This is a genomic window from Bradyrhizobium sp. PMVTL-01 (assembly GCF_051861855.1).
Lineage (GTDB): Bacteria > Pseudomonadota > Alphaproteobacteria > Rhizobiales > Xanthobacteraceae > Bradyrhizobium.
This window is the reverse complement of record NZ_CP193982.1, coordinates 4,278,318-4,292,833: the sequence shown is the minus strand read 5'-3', so window position 1 is coordinate 4,292,833 and position 14,516 is coordinate 4,278,318. Positions and strand designations below refer to the sequence as shown.

The window sequence follows — 14,516 nt, the reverse complement described above, 5'->3', positions numbered from 1 at the left end:
ACACGGAGATCGCTACTTTGATACCGTCGATAAGGTACGGGTCGACGGCGAATGGCTCATAGCAAGCAAAGTGCATCCGCTTGGGAACGATGGGCCCGCACACCCACGAAGTGAGTCGCTGGCCCCTCCTCGCGAGTGAGGTGCATCACTCGTGTCCCGGACAATCTGCAACGCGTATAGCGTTGCAGCGCAAACCGGGACCCGCGCGAATGGGCCGAGCGAAACGGGATGGTCGACACATACGATAAATCGAATTCGGTAAAACGGAATATCTTTCCGGCGGCGGGTGACCAGCTCGCAGGGTGTTTTGCCGTCGGGCAAATGCAGGACTTATCGAAGGATGAGCGAATCGACGCCCGGGAGCTTTGCGATTCCGGAGTGGCCGCTCAGGCCGACACCGCCTTGCGGCCGAACGGAGCGACCAGGCGGACGAGCTCGCAGACAGCGACGAGGCCGGCGAGCCAGACTGCGCTGATAAGGCCGAGCCGCGGCACGATAGCCGCAGTGAAACCCGCCTCGCCACCGAGAGCTGGCGTCGCGGCGAACAGCACGAGCTCATAGGTCGTGTAGGCGACAGCGAGCGCGCTCGCCAGCATCACCGGCGTGCGCCGCTGGGGCAGAGCGCTGAGCACGGCGGAAGAGGTCGCCGTCGCGACCAGCGCAGCGGCGCCGATCACAAATCCCCAGGCGAGAGTGCTGCCATCGACCGGATAGTGCAGCAGCCCGAAGCCGATGCTCTGGTTCACCAGCCAGGCCCCGGTGACGACGAGCAGTGCCGGTCGCAGCGAAAGCATTGCGGCTGCGACGACGGCGAAGGCCGCGAACGGCGTTGCGCAGGCGAGCGCGAAGCTTGCCAGCGCACATGCCGCGGTCAGCAGTGCGAGGCAGAACGTCGGCGCAAGGCGCGGTGCGACCGGGTGACGGCGGAAACGATCAACGTCGGGCGAAAGCATCTCGGCAGGCATCATGGATCTCCGGTTGGCAATCCTAGCACATGTGCCGACGGCTCGACATGACATGAACGCGAGAAGCGGACCGACTGGATCTACGCCGGCTCCTTCTCCGCAGGCGTCCTGATCATCGCCCGCTCGCCGGCATCGACGAGCTGGCCGATGCCGGTCCGGCCTGCCAGCGCGCAACGAATGATGTGTTCGGCGACCGATCTGCGGAAGCCGTGGTCCTCCCCGTCGGGGCGATTGCGGCAGACCCGGTCCAGTGCCAGTTTCATGTTGATGCGGGTGCGGGTGTCGAAATGCTCGCTGATCATTCGCACAGCCTCGATCGCGTTGATGTCGGAGGCGGAAACGCTTCGATGACCGGCCGGGTTCCAAAACGCAAGCGAACGATGTGCCGGCCGACTAGGTCCGCCCTCTCGGACGCTGCGCCTGAGCCCAGGCCACGGCAACGTCGCGCGGCGGAACGTCGACGCGCCGGATCGGCGTCAATTCGCCCGAGGCGGAGACGATCGCCGTCTCCTCGCGGCGGCAGCGCGGGCACACGAACCGGACCTCATGCGGGGACGCCGACCAGCTCGAACGTTTCACATTGGCGGCCATCGGCCAGGCCTCGCATTGCGAGCACGACACCAGAAACCGCCCGGGATCGAGCATACCCATTCCATCGGACTCCGCGTCCTGCCTGCACCTCAATGACTAACCCATGTGAATCGTTCCGGTGCTCGGGCACCGTCAGCCTGATGCCGTGTGGAGTAAATGGTCGCCAGTCCGGCTTCGAACGGCTCAGTGCGCGCCCTTGAGGGTGCAGGAGGTGGAACAGGTGACCGTGGTGCCGTGGTCGCAGGCCTTGCAGGCGGCCACGCACTGGTTCATGTCGCGGGGATTATAGGAGCTGTAGTTCCGCATCGGGCAGGTCGAGGTCGACCCGGTGATATCCTGCTCCTGGTTGCAGGCTGCCGTTGCGAGGGCGAGAACAAGGACTGCAAGAAGGCGCATCGGATTGCCCTGTAGGAGCAGCGAAGTGACGTCAGCGAGGCACGTTGCACCGCAACGGGCCCGGCATTCCCGCTGCGAGCAACCGTGATAGTCCCACGCTCGCATTCCCGGAGGATGCGCGCCAAAGATTAAAAACGGATTGCAGCTGGCGTCAGGCCGCAGCTTTGGTCGCGATCGCCAGCCGCATGTCCACCGCGAGTTGGCGGTACTGTTCTGATAGTTTCAGATAGAGTTCGCGCTTGGTGCTGTCGGTGGCGAGCTTGGCGATCAGCTCGCATTCGGCGGTGAGCGTCTCGAACCGCTCCAGCCTGTCCTCAAGTTCTGTCATCGGCGTGTCCCCATCAAACGCCTAAGGGACAATCAACCTAAGCCCGGGAAATAGGTCACGGCGAACATCGTTATGGACTAGCATCAATTTTCGTCGGCCGCGGTGACGCCGCGGCGGCTCATTTCTGCTCCAGCCGCCAAGCGCCGTCCCAGCCCGCATCCGGCGGATTGGCCTCGAATTGCGCGGCGCGATCGATCAGCGTGCGCGAGGGGCCGTCGCCAGGGACGGCTTCGAGCGCCGCGTTGAAGGCGCCGCGGGCTTCGGCGAAGCGGCAGGCGCGATAAGCGACGAGGCCGTCGGCATAATGCTTTCGCAGGCTCGCTTGCACCTCCGTCAGCGCGCCTGCCCTGCCCATCACCTCGAAGATGGCCTGCGGAACGTTCTGGCCGGCGACGGCCAGACGATCGATCTCGCGCAGCTCGAGCTGCGCGCCGATCGCATCCGCCGTCGCCTGAGCGATCAGGATGCGGGTGCCATAGACCTTGTTGACGGCCTCGAGGCGAGAGGCGAGGTTCACGGCATCTCCCATCACGGTAAAGCTCATCATCAGCTCGGAGCCGATGCTGCCGGTCAGGACCTCGCCGGTGGCGATACCGATCCGCAGGTCGCACGGCGCGGGCATGGCGCGGATGCCGAGCAGATCCGGCAGCTGCTTCTGCAGCGCGGGCACTTGGTCGGCCATCTCGATGGCGGCAAGGCCGGCGAGCAGCGCCGGCTCGTCCCCCTCGATGAAGGGCGGGCCCCAATAGGCCATGATGGCGTCGCCGATATATTTGTCGATGACGCCGCGATTGTCCCTCACGGGAGCGGACATGACCGTGAAGTAGTGGTTCATGACCTTGACCAGGCCGCGCGGGGTCATGCCCTCGCTCATCGAGGTGAAGCCGCTCATGTCGCAGAACATGATGGTCATGACCCGGCGCTGGCCGTCGATGGCGACCTCCGGCCGGTCGATCAGGCCTTGCACCACCTTGGGATCGATGTAGCGGCCGAAGGTCTCGCGAATGCGCTCGTTGTGCCTGAGCTGCTCGATCATGCGGTTGAAGGCGGCGGCGAGCTCGCCGATCTCGTCCTGGGTGGAGACGGTGATGGTCTTGTCGAACCGACCGGCCTCGACCTCGCGGGTGCCGGCGAGCAGCAGTCGCACCGGCCGCGTAATGCCGCTTGAGACGAGGAGCGCGAAGGCAAATCCGACTACCGCCGCGAGCACGGTCACGAGACCCGAGATGATGATCGCCTGATGCTGGTGGCCGATCACGGTTGCGGTGGAGGCAAAAACCTGCTTCAGCATGTCGGCGCGGATTGCGTCGATCTTCTGGTTGAACTGATCGCGCAACAGGTCGATGTGCTCGAGCGTGTTGCGGGCGTCAACCATCTGCTTGGCGTCGATCTGTTTGAGCAGCCTTGCGTGGTCCTCGTTCTGATCGCGACGCAGCTCGCTGACGGCGGTCTCGATGCGCGTCTCGATCCGCGCCAGCGCCGCGTTGTCGGACGGCGTCCTGGTGTCGTCGATGATCGCATTGATCAGCTTGCGTGCGCGCTCGGCCTCTTCCTCGATCTTGCGGTCGGCCTCCTCGAACTCGCGCAGCCGCGCCGCATAGGCCTCCTCGTCGGTCGGCGACTGCATTCTCATCATCACCATGCGCCGCAGCGCCACCGCCCGCTCCAGCGAGCGGATGTTGGCGCGCGCCAGGTCGCCATAGGCCGGGATGTAGCGATTGGTCAGCTCGTCAAGGAGGACACCGACCTGGCTCGACATCACCATCGACAGGATCGAGGTGACCAGCATCAGGACGATGAGTCCGAGGGCGATGCCGACGATCTTGCGCCGGATCGACTGGTTGAAAATCGGCATAGGTGCGGGGCAAAGTCTGAAAGACGGTTCAGGGAACTCAATACACCGAATTGGGCGGCGGGAACACGCGCAATCTGGCCGCCTTGACGCTCCAGACAGCGCACAACCACCGCGCGAGTCCCAATCGTTAACAAAGGTTAAAGTGCCTGCCCTTTTCTCCTTTGCGGAAGTTCCCTTGTTTCATCCGTTTTTTGCCGCATTGTTGCGACAGCGTGAGAAATGCGAAACGATGCCGTGACATCGTTTTGGTGTCGACTTTGATTCTCAAGCCGCATGTCGTCGCGGACCTTGGTTTGTAGTGGTTTCGCAGGGGGACCATCCAATGAACCAGTGCCTACGCTCGCTCGCGTGTGTCGTTGCCGTGGCCGCTTTGGCCTTTTTCCCTTCCGAGCTGGCGGCGAAGAGCAGTCATAAATCTTCAGCGTCGAAAAAGACGCATGAGGCGAAAGCCGGCAAGCAGCGCCATGCCGCGGCGAAATCCCGTCACGGCAAGCATGCCGAGGCCAAACGCAAGGCGAAGAAGCCGGACGATGAGCCCGCGGACAAGCCGGCCGCCCCGCCGCTCACCGGCGATCTCGCCGCGGTGAAGGATGCGATCGATCTTACGCGCAGGGGCAAGACCGACGACGCGAGCGCGGCGCGCGATCGCATCGCCGACCCCGCCGGGCAGAAGCTCGCCGATTGGTTCTTGCTGCGCCATTCCGAGAGCACCGCGAATTTCAAGCGCTATGCCGGCTTCCTCGCCGCCAATCCGGACTGGCCGAGCAGCGCCCTGCTCCGCCGCCGCGCCGAGGCGCGGCTGTGGCAGGAGAAGGCCGACGCCGCCACCATTCACAAATTCACCATGGACCGCCCGACCAGCGCCAAGGGCAAGTTTGCACTCGCGCGCGTGCTGCTCATCGAAGGCGAGACCGACCGGGCCGCGCGTCTGGTGCGCGAGGTCTGGCGCACGGACGAATTGTCCGAGCGTAGCGAGGAAGATTCCTACGAGGCGTTCCGCGATCTGCTCACCGCCGAGGATCACCGCGCGCGCATGGACAAGCGGCTTGGCGCCAAGGACTATGCCGCTGCGCGGCGCGCGGCAAAACGGCTCGGCGAGGATGCGCTCGCAATCGTCAAGGCCTGTGCTGCGGTCACGGGCAAGGCGAACAAGGCCAAGGATTATCTCGACGATGTCGCGAGCGAGGCGCGCCGCGATCTCGGCTATGTGCTGTGCCGCGCGCAATGGAATCTCCAGAAAGACCGCATCGACGATGCGGCCGAGGTGATCCTCGCGGCGGCGCCCGAGACAATGGCGGCGCAGGACACCGACGCCTGGTGGCGCGAGCGCCGCCTGCTGGCGCGCAAGCTGCTCGATCAGGGCAAATTCAAGACAGCCTACGACGTGGTCCGCACCGCGGCCGTGCCGGCGATGGAGGTCTACCGGGTCGATTATCACTTCATGTGCGGCTGGATCGCGCTGCGCTACCTCGACGATCCCAAAACGGCGATGGTGCATTTCGCCGCGATCGACGCGGGCTCGGCCAACCCGATCGCGCTGTCGCGCGGGCATTACTGGCGCGGCCGCGCGGCGGAAGCGTTGGGCGCGACCGCCGACGCCCGCATGAGCTACAAGGCCGCGGCGCGCTATTCGACCGCCTATTACGGCCAGCTCGCCCGCGCCAAGCTAGGGCTCGACCGCATCGAGCTGCGTGCGCCCTCGCCTGTGCTGGCCTCTGCCGACACGCCTCCTGCCGACGAGCGCGTCCGCGCCGCCGACATGCTGTACGGGATCGGCGAGCGTGACATGGTGTTCTACTACGCCGAGGATTTCGCCAAGGAGAGCACCGACGTCGCGGCGCTCGAAGCGCTCGGCGAATTGGCCGGCCGGCGCAACGACGCGCGCGTGATGCTGGAGGTCGGCAAGTCGGCCCTGGCGCGGGGGCTCGCGCTCGACCATTACGCCTTCCCGACCATCGGCATCCCCGAGCACAAGCAGCTCGCCCCGCCGATCGAGACCAGCGTGATCTATTCGGTGGCACGCACCGAGAGCTCGTTCGACCAGCGCGACAAGTCGCCCGCCAATGCCGTTGGCCTGATGCAGGTGACGCCGGAAGCCGGCCGCGACACCGCAAAACGCTTCGGCCTGACCTATGACTGGGACAGGTTGGTCTCCGATCCCGTCTACAACACGCAGATGGGCGCGGCCGAGCTCAGCGCGCTGCTGTCGGAGTACCGCGGCAACCAGATCATGACGTTCGCCGGCTACAATGCCGGACGTGGCCGGGTACGCGAATGGGTGCAGGCGCGCGGCGACCCCAGGGATCCCAATGTCGATCCGGTCGACTGGGTCGAGCGCATCCCGCTGTCGGAGACGCGCAATTACGTCCAGCGCGTGATGGAGAACGTGCTGGTCTACCGCGCACGGTTCGAGGGCAGCGGCATGGTCGCATCGAAATCCGAGCAGCGCGTCACGACGCAGGAAGTGAGCGCGGAGCCAACCGTATCGGCCGCAGCCCCGTCGCCCTAGCCTCGCGACCGCCGGGGCTGGAACGCGGCGCGGGCTGGACGCGGTGACTGCGGCCGACGGCTCTGCGCGGCCGGCAACGGCAGTTAGCGGTCACCTCCTTCCGTGATTAGACGGTCGTACTCGCGCAGATAGACCTCTGCCAGCGCGCGCGACAGCGCGCCCATCTGAATCATCCAGCTCCAGCTTGCCATGGCCGACAGCACCGCGATCGCCTCGAACGGGCTGCGGGGCCTCAGCATGTCCATGGCCGTCTGCCGGCGGTAGCAATCGTAGTCGCAATACCGCTCTTGCTTGGACACATGCCGGACGTAACTCGAGCCCAGCGGCCGGGCGCATGCGCTGCAGGCGGCGCCGTGGCTGGGATGTTCCTGATTGACGAGCATGAACCTCAATGTCGTGTCCTCTCCTGCCCAAGGCATGTCCGCCGCTGCGTCTCGCCGGCCTGTCTGCTCAGGATGCTGCGCGCGTCCGCCCCTCGATCGACCGCCCTGCTTCCAGATGAGTCGCGTAGCATTCGTAGCCGCAGTAGGGCAGCAGCGTCCTGGCGTCGCGCAGATAGCCGCCCTCGATCTCCTCGCAGCACCACAGACACCGCGTCTCGCGGAATGGGGTTCTGCCGTTCACCAATATGAATCTCACGTGGCACCTCCCAGCGCGAAGCAGTAGACCGTGTCGACCAGAGAGGCGGACGGCGGTGGCGCGCAGATATGGTTGCGGCCGTCGGGATTGTCTCTGTTGCGCTCGACCTTCTGCGACGGGATCAGGATGTATTTCCCGTCTTCCCGGCGCCGCGCGTAGATCCTGCCGTCGACGTAGCGTACCTCGGTCGGGTAGCAATCCGCATTGTTGCAGCAGCTCAGAACCGGGTTGTCCGGCATGCGCCAACCCGAATAGAACTTCTCGTGCAGCAGCTGGTCCTGAGGCGGGTGGTGACGATGCGAACCATCCGGTGCGGCTTCCTCCGCCTTCACGCCCGTCAGCAGCGGAAGCGGCAGCGCGATCGCCAACAGGAGCTTGCAGCTAAGGTTCAACTCACAGCCTCCAGACGAAGAAATGACCTGACGGGCTAGGTGGGGCAGCCGATCTTCATGCCACCTGGCACCGGAACAACCAGCTGCGGTCGCGTTCGCGACGGGCCCTGAACCGGTCGAGGCATTTCCGCGAGCAGAGCGGGGTCCGCCAGGAGTAGTATCGAATCAGGCCAAACTTGCCGGCACAGACGGCACAGCCTTTGGACTCGGAACGGCGCTGGAAGTAGTCGGGGCTATCGCACATCATCCTCTCCTCTTGACCTCTTTGCAGTCTTGGCTTCCTCGCGCGCAAAAGCAGGGGTTGCCAGGTCGTCACAGAAAATGCGGCTTCTCAATCGTGACCGCCTGATTGATCGGCAAGTCAGGGGGGACGCAGAGCTTGGCTCTTTGGGCGCAACACGCCGGGCGCTCCGGCAATTTGTGCTCCGCAATCGTCTCCTCTCGATTGACCGCAAGACTAGGCTCCTTGCAACGCACCGCTCAATTGTACGGAGGTAAATGCGCGCTAGAACTTGGATTGTGCGAGCTATACGTAGGTTTGTGCCGTAGTCTTCCGGACCTCCTCCACCCACCTTGCGCAACGAGACGGCGCAACGCTCACAAGCTGCACGGCAATCGGGAATTTTGCGGAGAGTTCGACTTTGGTCGGAGGGAATTGCCCCTGTTATGGCAAAGTGCTCTACTCGCCTCGACGCTGGCGAGCCGGGACGCTTGCGATGATGCCTGGCCAGATCATGAAAATCGGGAATTCGGCCGTACAATTCCTGCTCGGCGGCCTTGCGGCGCTTCGATCATTCGGCAACGGCGAGAAGGACAGACCCGCGGTCGCAGACGTCTTGCGGCAGAACACCGATCTGCGTGAGGCCGTGAAGCAATGGCGCCAGGTGTTCGAGCACAATCCGGTCATGTACTTCATGGTCGATTCGGCCGGAACGGTGCTCAACGTCAATACGTTCGGCGCCGAACAACTGGGCTACACGACGGACGAGCTGATCGGCCAACCCGTGCTGAACGTCTTCTTCGAGGAAGACCACGACCTAGTTCGTCAATGCGTCGCGTTGTGCCTGACGACCGTGGACCAGTCGCACACCTGGGAGATTCGTAAATTCCGAAAGGACGGGTCGGTGCTCTGGGTCCGTGAAAACGCCAAGGCGATGCTGCGCGGCGACGGCACGCCGATCCTGCTGGTCGCCTGCGAGAACATCACCCAGCGCAGGGAGACCGAAGATGCGCTGCGGCAGAGCGAAGCCTACCTCGCCCAGGCTCAGGAATTGAGCCACACCGGCAGCTTCGGCCTGAACTTCGCGACCGGCGAGGCGGTCTGGTCGAGGGAGACTTTTCGCATCTTCCAGTGCGACCCGGCGAGGAAGCCGACTCTTCGCTTCGTCTTTCAGCGCATTCATCCGGAAGATCGCGACAGGGTCCGCAGCACCCTCGAGCGGGCTTACCGCCTGGCGGAGGATTTCGATCACCAATACCGTCTGCTGATGCCCGATGGATCGGTCAAATATCTCCATTCCGTGGCGCGCGCGGTGCGACATCCATCCGGGCGCATCGAGTTCGTCGGGGCCGTGACCGATGTCACGGTTGCCAAGGAAGCGGAACAGAGGCTGCGTCGCAGCGAAGCCTATTTGAGTGAAGCTCAACGCCTCAGCCATACGAGCAGCTGGGCCTGGGACGTTCATCGCCAGGAGTTCGCCTATCGATCGGCTGAACTCTATCGCCTGTTCGGGTTTGAGCCGGACCAGGTCGATCTCCCGGCCCGGGCTTTCCAGCAACGTATCCTGCCGGAGGACTTTCAGCGGATCATCGCGGTGGAACGTGAAGCGATCAGGCAGAAGCAGCCCTTCCAGATCGACTTCCGGATTGCCCGCCCCGACGGTTCGATCAGGCGCGTCCACACCGAGGGACATCCGGTGATGGGCCGCGACGGTGAGGTGATGGAAATCATCGGCACGCACGTGGACGTCACCGAGCAGTTTGCGGCAAAAGATGCGCTGCACAAGGCGTTCGACGAGCTGAAGGCTTCCGAGCAGCGATTCCGCGACTATGCCGAAACCGCATCGGACTGGTTCTGGGAGACCGGGCCGGACCACCGCATCACGCGGATATCTGAACATGCCGACACCTCCACCGCCCCGCCAACCGGCTTGATCGGCCTGACCCCTTGGGACATCCCACCCGATGCCGAACTCGAGCCGGAGAAATGGGAGCAGCACCGCGCGGCGCTTGATGCCCGTGTCCCGTTCCGCGATCTGATCTACCGCAGCAGGGACCGCAATGGATCTCCAATCTACGTGCGCACCAGCGGCAAGCCGTTCCATGATACGCAAGGCAATTTTCTCGGCTATCGCGGCGTCAGCAGCGACATCACCGCGGCGATCCGCGTCGAACAAGCGGAAGAGGCGTTGCGCAAGGCGCAAAGCGAACTCGCCCATGTCACGCGCGTCACGACCCTCGGCGAGCTGACCACCTCGGTTGCCCACGAAATCACCCAGCCTCTTGCCGCCGTGATCTCCAATGCGGACGCCTGCATCGCCTGGCTCGACCGCGAACCGGCCGACTTGAAAGCCGCGCGACGGTCCGCCGAATGGATTGTCGAGGACGCCAATCGGGCGATCGAGGTCATCCGTCGGATCAGGGCGCTTGCTAAGAAGACCGAGATCGAAGTCGTCCCACTCGACATCAACGAGGTCGTCAGGGAGGCCGTGGCGCTGGTTCGGCGCGAGCTCGCGACCCACGCGGTATCGGTGCGCATGGAGCTGGCGTCCGATCTGCCACGGATCTGCGGCGACCGAATCCAGCTCCAGCAGGTGCTGATCAACCTGGTCATGAACGGCATTGAAGCCATGCAAGGCAATGTCGATCGCCTCCGCGAACTGGCGATCCGCTCGTGCCGGGCGAACGACGACGACTGCCTGCTCCTCACCGTGACGGACCGCGGCGTCGGCCTTGCCAAAGACGTCAAGGAACGCATCTTCACCCCCTTCTTCACGACGAAATCGGGCGGTCTGGGAATGGGACTCTCGATCTGCCGATCGATCATCGAGGCTCACGCGGGCCGGCTTTCGGCCTTTCAAAACGAGGGGCGCGGTGCAACATTCCAGATCGCCCTACCCCTGCCACACAAGGACATGTCGTGACTGACCGTGCCAAGCAGGCCGAGGGGAGCACCGGTGATCCGATCGTCCTTATCGTCGACGACGATCCGTCGATGCGCCGTGCGCTGACCAATCTTTTTCAATCGGTCGGCCTCAAGGTCGAAGCCTTCAGCTCGGCGGCGGAGATCCTGGAAGCCAAACCGCCCGCGGTCCCCAGTTGCCTCGTGCTCGACATCCGCCTGCCAGGCGCGAGCGGCCTCGACCTCCAGGCCGACCTCGCCAAGGCCAATATTCACACGCCCGTCATCTTCATCACCGGTCACGGAGATATCCCCATGACCGTGAGAGCCATGAAAAGCGGTGCCGTCGATTTCCTGACCAAGCCGGTGCGCGACCAGGACATGCTGGACGCGGTGCAAGCGGCAATCGAACGGGATCGCAAGCGGCGCGATGCCGAGAAGTCCATCTCGGGCGTGCGATCCCGTTTCGAGGGGCTGACGGCACGCGAACGCGACGTCCTCGCCCTGGTTGCATCCGGCCTGATGAACAAGCAGGTCGCCGCCGAACTCGGATTAGCCGAAATTACCGTAAAGATCTATCGCGGGCAGATCATGCGGAAAATGGGGGCGAAGTCGTTGGCCGATCTCGTCAGAATGACGGATGCGCTCGGAATCCCGCGCAACAGAGGTCACCTGCAAACCTAAGTATGCTTTCCAAGCTCGCTCTGGTGGCCCACTTTCCCTGAAGCGGCTGAACCGCGGCCGGCGGCTCCCCGTTCAGGAGCGATCATTTTGTCAGTACCTTCGATCATTTCCGTCGTTGATGATGATGCCTCCGTTCGCCTTGCGACGAACAACCTCCTGACGTCGCGCGGGTACACGGTCTACACCTTTGGCTCCGCTCAGGAATTTCTCCAATCCGCCGAACTGGAGACGAGCTCCTGCGTGATCGCGGACGTGCAGATGGCGGCCATGAGCGGTGTCGAGCTGTTGACGCATCTGCGCGGCCTCGGCCGCACCACGCCCTTCATCTTCATGACGGCCTTTCCGGACGAGGCCGTGCGCGACCGCGCGCTGAAGGCCGGCGCGATCGGCTTCCTCGCCAAGCCGTTTTCAACACGAGCTCTGATCGAGTGCCTGGAGACGGCACTTTCGGACGCCGGTGACGCCACGATGTGATGCGGTGGCGCGTGCCACCGGTCCTGAGGGCAAGCACTGCGCGCCGCAGCCACAGCGAAGCGCTCAATCGACCTTGATGTTGGCCGCCTTGATGATCGGCCACCACTTTGCAATCTCGGCTTTTTGCCGCACACCGAGCGCCTCCGGCGTGAGCTGGTCCTGCGGCGTCATTTCCAGGCCCTGGCTTTCGAGCTGCTTCTTCACGCCGGGATCGTTCAGCGCCTCCACGGCTGCCGCATTCAGTTTGGTCACGATCGCCTTCGGCGTGCCCTTCGGCACCCACATGCCCGACCACAGCGTCATGTTGAAGCCCTTCAGCCCGGCCTCGTCCGCGGTCGGGATATCGGGCGCGGAGGCGAGACGCTTGTTGTCAGTGATGGCGTAGGCGCGGATGGTGCCGGCCCGGACCTGGTTGATGGAGTTGGAGGTCTGGTCGACGATGATATCGATCTGGCCGGCGATCAGATCGTTCAGCGCAGGCGCGGTGCCGCGGTACGGGACGTATTGCAGCTTGATACCGGACACGCTCTCGAAATAGACGCCGGCGATGTGGCTGCCGGAGCCTGCACCTGCCGTGCCGGCGGTGGGCGGCGACGGCCGCGACTTCAGCCATTCGATCAGCTCTTTCAGCGAGGTCGCGGGTATCGCGTTCTTGCTGACCACGATCATCGGGTTGCTCGGCAGCAGCACCACGGGTTCGAGATCGGCGACGAGATCGTAGCTGAGCTTGTAGACGGCGCCGTTAGCGACATGGGTGCCCAGATGGCCGAAGGAGATGGTGTAGCCATCGGGCGGCGATTGCACAGCGCGGCCGACGCCGATCGAGCCGCCCGCGCCGGTGACGTTTTCGATCACCAGCGGCTGGCCCAGTGCGACCCGCATCCGCTCGGCGAGCACACGCGCCATCGCATCCGACGGGCCGCCGGCTGCAAAGGGAACGATGATGGTGATGGGCCGCGAGGGATAGTCATCGGCGCGCGCTGCGCCTGCAATAGCGAGAATACCGATCAGTCCGGCCCAGACAGCCTTCTTCATTGTGTTCTCCCCAGCGATGTCTTTGTTGTTTTGTCTTCACCTCGCCCCGCTCGCGGGGAGAGGTCGAATTGCGATGCAATTCGGGTGAGGGGGTACAGGCCTCACGAATATCTCATTCGCGCAGAGAGGCCCTCACCCCTGCCCTCTCCTCGTAAGAACGGGGAGAGGGAGAAGCAGGTCAGAACTGCGCGTAGTCGATCGGCTTGTGGCGATCGAGCGTGCGGGTGACCGGCGGTAGCGGGTATTTCAAGCCGGTCGCGCAGTTGAATAGCATTACGCGATCGGTCTTGCTGACGCGGCCATCGGCAAGGCTGTCCTTGTAGGCGGCGTAGGTCGCAGCACCCTCGGGGCAGAGCAGCAGCCCCTCCTCGCGCGCGACCTCGTTGAGCGCCGCCGAGATCTTGTCGTCATCGACCGCAATCGCAAAGCCCTTGCTCTCGCGCACGGCGCGCAGGATCAGGAAATCGCCGATCGCCTGCGGCACGCGGATGCCGGAGGCGATGGTGTGGGCGTCCTCCCAGCGTATGGCATGCTCGGTGCCGGCCTCATAAGCGCGTACCATCGGGGCGCAGCCCGAGGCCTGTACCGCGACCATGCGCGGGCGCTTGCTTCCGATGAAGCCGATCTTCTCCAGCTCGTCGAACGCCTTCCACATGCCGATCAGGCCGGTGCCGCCGCCGGTCGGATAGAAGATCACGTCGGGCACGTCCCAGCCGAGCTGCTCGGCGAGCTCGAGGCCCATCGTCTTCTTACCCTCGATGCGGTACGGCTCCTTCAGCGTCGAGGTGTCGAACCAGCCGACCTTGGCCTTGCCCTCGCCGACGATCTTGCCACAATCATCGATATAGCCGTTGACCCGGTAGACGGTCGCGCCTTGGAGCTCGATCTCGCTGACGTTCACCTCAGGCGTGTCCGCGGGGCAGAAGATCGTGGTCTTGATGCCGCAGGAAGTGGCGTAGGCCGCCAGCGCCGCGCCGGCATTGCCGTTGGTCGGCATCGCCATGTGCTTGATGCCGAGCGCCTTGCCCATCGACACCGCCATCACCAGGCCGCGCGCCTTGAACGAGCCGGTCGGCAGGCGCCCCTCGTCCTTGACGATCACCTCGCCGCCCCCGAGCTTCTTGCCGAGCTTCGGCAGCGGGATCAGCGGCGTGGTGACTTCGCCGAGCGAGACGATGTCCTTGCATTTGCGCACCGGCAGCAGCTCGCGGTAGCGCCACATGTCGCCGGGACGTTGCGCCAGCGCGTCCTTGGTCAGCGCCTTCTTCACGCCGGCCAGATCATAACGCACCAAGAGCGGCTTGCCGGCTTTCGAGAGATTGTGGACCTGGTCGGCGGCGTAATGGTCGCCCTCCATCGCGCATTCGAGATGGGTGACGAAGGTCGGGCGCTCGATGCTGAGGTTGTCGTTGTCGTGCATGGGGTGATTTCCTTCTCATTTTGCAAGCAGCTCTCTCTGCTCGTCGTTGCGAGCGCAGCGAAGCAATCCAGAATCTTTCCGCAGAGGCAGTCTGGATTGCTTCGCTT

General features: G+C 64.1%; 15 protein-coding genes. 4 read left to right on the top strand and 11 right to left on the bottom strand.

Translation table 11 applies throughout. The features are described from left to right. Positions 1–386: 386 nt before the first annotated feature. From ACRQ5Q_RS20685 to ACRQ5Q_RS20660, 6 genes are all read right to left on the bottom strand, one after another. Positions 387–965 carry a hypothetical protein gene (locus ACRQ5Q_RS20685; protein ID WP_439399842.1) on the bottom strand — a complete coding sequence of 193 codons (579 nt, stop codon included), beginning with the start codon at positions 963–965 and terminating at the stop codon, positions 387–389. An 80-nt stretch (positions 966–1,045) separates the two neighbouring features. Next, positions 1,046–1,267: a hypothetical protein gene (locus ACRQ5Q_RS20680; protein WP_439368288.1), complete on the bottom strand. Its 222-nt coding sequence runs from the start codon at positions 1,265–1,267 to the stop codon at positions 1,046–1,048. A 91-nt stretch (positions 1,268–1,358) separates the two neighbouring features. Further along, entirely contained in the window at positions 1,359–1,616 is a 258-nt protein-coding gene (locus tag ACRQ5Q_RS20675) for a hypothetical protein (protein WP_439368289.1), read from the bottom strand. A 123-nt stretch (positions 1,617–1,739) separates the two neighbouring features. Further along, on the bottom strand, positions 1,740–1,952 hold the full coding sequence (locus ACRQ5Q_RS20670; RefSeq protein WP_439368290.1) for a hypothetical protein: 213 nt from the start codon (positions 1,950–1,952) through the stop codon (positions 1,740–1,742). A gap of 151 nt (positions 1,953–2,103) precedes the next feature. Continuing rightward, the gene (locus ACRQ5Q_RS20665; protein WP_439368291.1) at positions 2,104–2,280 is read right to left on the bottom strand and encodes a hypothetical protein; all 177 of its coding nucleotides are present in this window, start codon (positions 2,278–2,280) and stop codon (positions 2,104–2,106) included. 118 nt (positions 2,281–2,398) lie between these two features. Continuing rightward, the gene (locus ACRQ5Q_RS20660) at positions 2,399–4,135 is read right to left on the bottom strand and encodes an adenylate/guanylate cyclase domain-containing protein (protein WP_439392177.1); all 1,737 of its coding nucleotides are present in this window, start codon (positions 4,133–4,135) and stop codon (positions 2,399–2,401) included. 322 nt (positions 4,136–4,457) lie between these two features. On the opposite strand from ACRQ5Q_RS20660, the gene ACRQ5Q_RS20655 reads away from it, so the two are divergent. Continuing rightward, positions 4,458–6,644, top strand: coding sequence for a lytic transglycosylase domain-containing protein (locus ACRQ5Q_RS20655; protein WP_439392176.1), 2,187 nt, complete (start codon positions 4,458–4,460; stop codon positions 6,642–6,644). Positions 6,645–6,727: 83 nt separating this feature from the next. Here the strand turns inward: ACRQ5Q_RS20655 and ACRQ5Q_RS20650 are convergent, their stop codons facing one another. From ACRQ5Q_RS20650 to ACRQ5Q_RS20640, 3 genes are all read right to left on the bottom strand, one after another. Further along, positions 6,728–7,027, bottom strand: a complete 300-nt coding sequence (locus tag ACRQ5Q_RS20650) for a hypothetical protein (RefSeq protein WP_439368294.1) — start codon at positions 7,025–7,027, stop codon at positions 6,728–6,730. A gap of 67 nt (positions 7,028–7,094) precedes the next feature. Then, the gene (locus ACRQ5Q_RS20645; RefSeq protein ID WP_439368296.1) at positions 7,095–7,283 is read right to left on the bottom strand and encodes a hypothetical protein; all 189 of its coding nucleotides are present in this window, start codon (positions 7,281–7,283) and stop codon (positions 7,095–7,097) included. Next, the gene (locus tag ACRQ5Q_RS20640; protein WP_439392175.1) at positions 7,280–7,675 is read right to left on the bottom strand and encodes a hypothetical protein; all 396 of its coding nucleotides are present in this window, start codon (positions 7,673–7,675) and stop codon (positions 7,280–7,282) included. Before ACRQ5Q_RS20640 ends, ACRQ5Q_RS20645 begins: the two co-directional genes overlap by 4 nt. A 716-nt stretch (positions 7,676–8,391) precedes the next feature. Here ACRQ5Q_RS20640 and ACRQ5Q_RS20635 point away from each other — a divergent pair. From ACRQ5Q_RS20635 to ACRQ5Q_RS20625, 3 genes are all read left to right on the top strand, one after another. After that, entirely contained in the window at positions 8,392–10,818 is a 2,427-nt protein-coding gene (locus ACRQ5Q_RS20635; protein WP_439368298.1) for a PAS domain-containing sensor histidine kinase, read from the top strand. Next, a complete protein-coding gene (locus tag ACRQ5Q_RS20630; RefSeq protein WP_439368299.1) occupies positions 10,815–11,480 on the top strand; it encodes a response regulator transcription factor in 666 nt (221 codons plus the stop codon). The genes ACRQ5Q_RS20635 and ACRQ5Q_RS20630 overlap by 4 nt, the downstream gene beginning before the upstream one ends. Positions 11,481–11,567: 87 nt before the next feature. Next, complete coding sequence (locus ACRQ5Q_RS20625) at positions 11,568–11,954, top strand: response regulator transcription factor (RefSeq protein ID WP_439368300.1); 387 nt, start codon at positions 11,568–11,570, stop codon at positions 11,952–11,954. 63 nt (positions 11,955–12,017) lie between these two features. Here ACRQ5Q_RS20625 and ACRQ5Q_RS20620 read toward each other — a convergent pair whose 3' ends face one another. Together ACRQ5Q_RS20620 and ACRQ5Q_RS20615 are read right to left on the bottom strand one after the other, a co-directional pair. Next, positions 12,018–12,989, bottom strand: a complete 972-nt coding sequence (locus ACRQ5Q_RS20620) for a tripartite tricarboxylate transporter substrate binding protein BugD (protein WP_439392174.1) — start codon at positions 12,987–12,989, stop codon at positions 12,018–12,020. A 178-nt stretch (positions 12,990–13,167) separates the two neighbouring features. Next, positions 13,168–14,409 carry a threonine synthase gene (locus tag ACRQ5Q_RS20615; RefSeq protein ID WP_439392173.1) on the bottom strand — a complete coding sequence of 414 codons (1,242 nt, stop codon included), beginning with the start codon at positions 14,407–14,409 and terminating at the stop codon, positions 13,168–13,170. Positions 14,410–14,516: the final 107 nt, after the last annotated feature.

Coding starts and splice junctions, on each gene's coding strand:
- ACRQ5Q_RS20675 (WP_439368289.1), bottom strand. CDS start 1,616: ATGGGTATGCTCGATCCCGGGCGGTTTCTGGTGTCGTGCTCGCAATGC.
- ACRQ5Q_RS20685 (WP_439399842.1), bottom strand. CDS start 965: ATGCCTGCCGAGATGCTTTCGCCCGACGTTGATCGTTTCCGCCGTCAC.
- ACRQ5Q_RS20620 (WP_439392174.1), bottom strand. CDS start 12,989: ATGAAGAAGGCTGTCTGGGCCGGACTGATCGGTATTCTCGCTATTGCA.
- ACRQ5Q_RS20660 (WP_439392177.1), bottom strand. CDS start 4,135: ATGCCGATTTTCAACCAGTCGATCCGGCGCAAGATCGTCGGCATCGCC.
- ACRQ5Q_RS20655 (WP_439392176.1), top strand. CDS start 4,458: ATGAACCAGTGCCTACGCTCGCTCGCGTGTGTCGTTGCCGTGGCCGCT.
- ACRQ5Q_RS20650 (WP_439368294.1), bottom strand. CDS start 7,027: ATGCTCGTCAATCAGGAACATCCCAGCCACGGCGCCGCCTGCAGCGCA.
- ACRQ5Q_RS20680 (WP_439368288.1), bottom strand. CDS start 1,267: ATGATCAGCGAGCATTTCGACACCCGCACCCGCATCAACATGAAACTG.
- ACRQ5Q_RS20635 (WP_439368298.1), top strand. CDS start 8,392: ATGATGCCTGGCCAGATCATGAAAATCGGGAATTCGGCCGTACAATTC.
- ACRQ5Q_RS20670 (WP_439368290.1), bottom strand. CDS start 1,952: ATGCGCCTTCTTGCAGTCCTTGTTCTCGCCCTCGCAACGGCAGCCTGC.
- ACRQ5Q_RS20665 (WP_439368291.1), bottom strand. CDS start 2,280: ATGACAGAACTTGAGGACAGGCTGGAGCGGTTCGAGACGCTCACCGCC.
- ACRQ5Q_RS20615 (WP_439392173.1), bottom strand. CDS start 14,409: ATGCACGACAACGACAACCTCAGCATCGAGCGCCCGACCTTCGTCACC.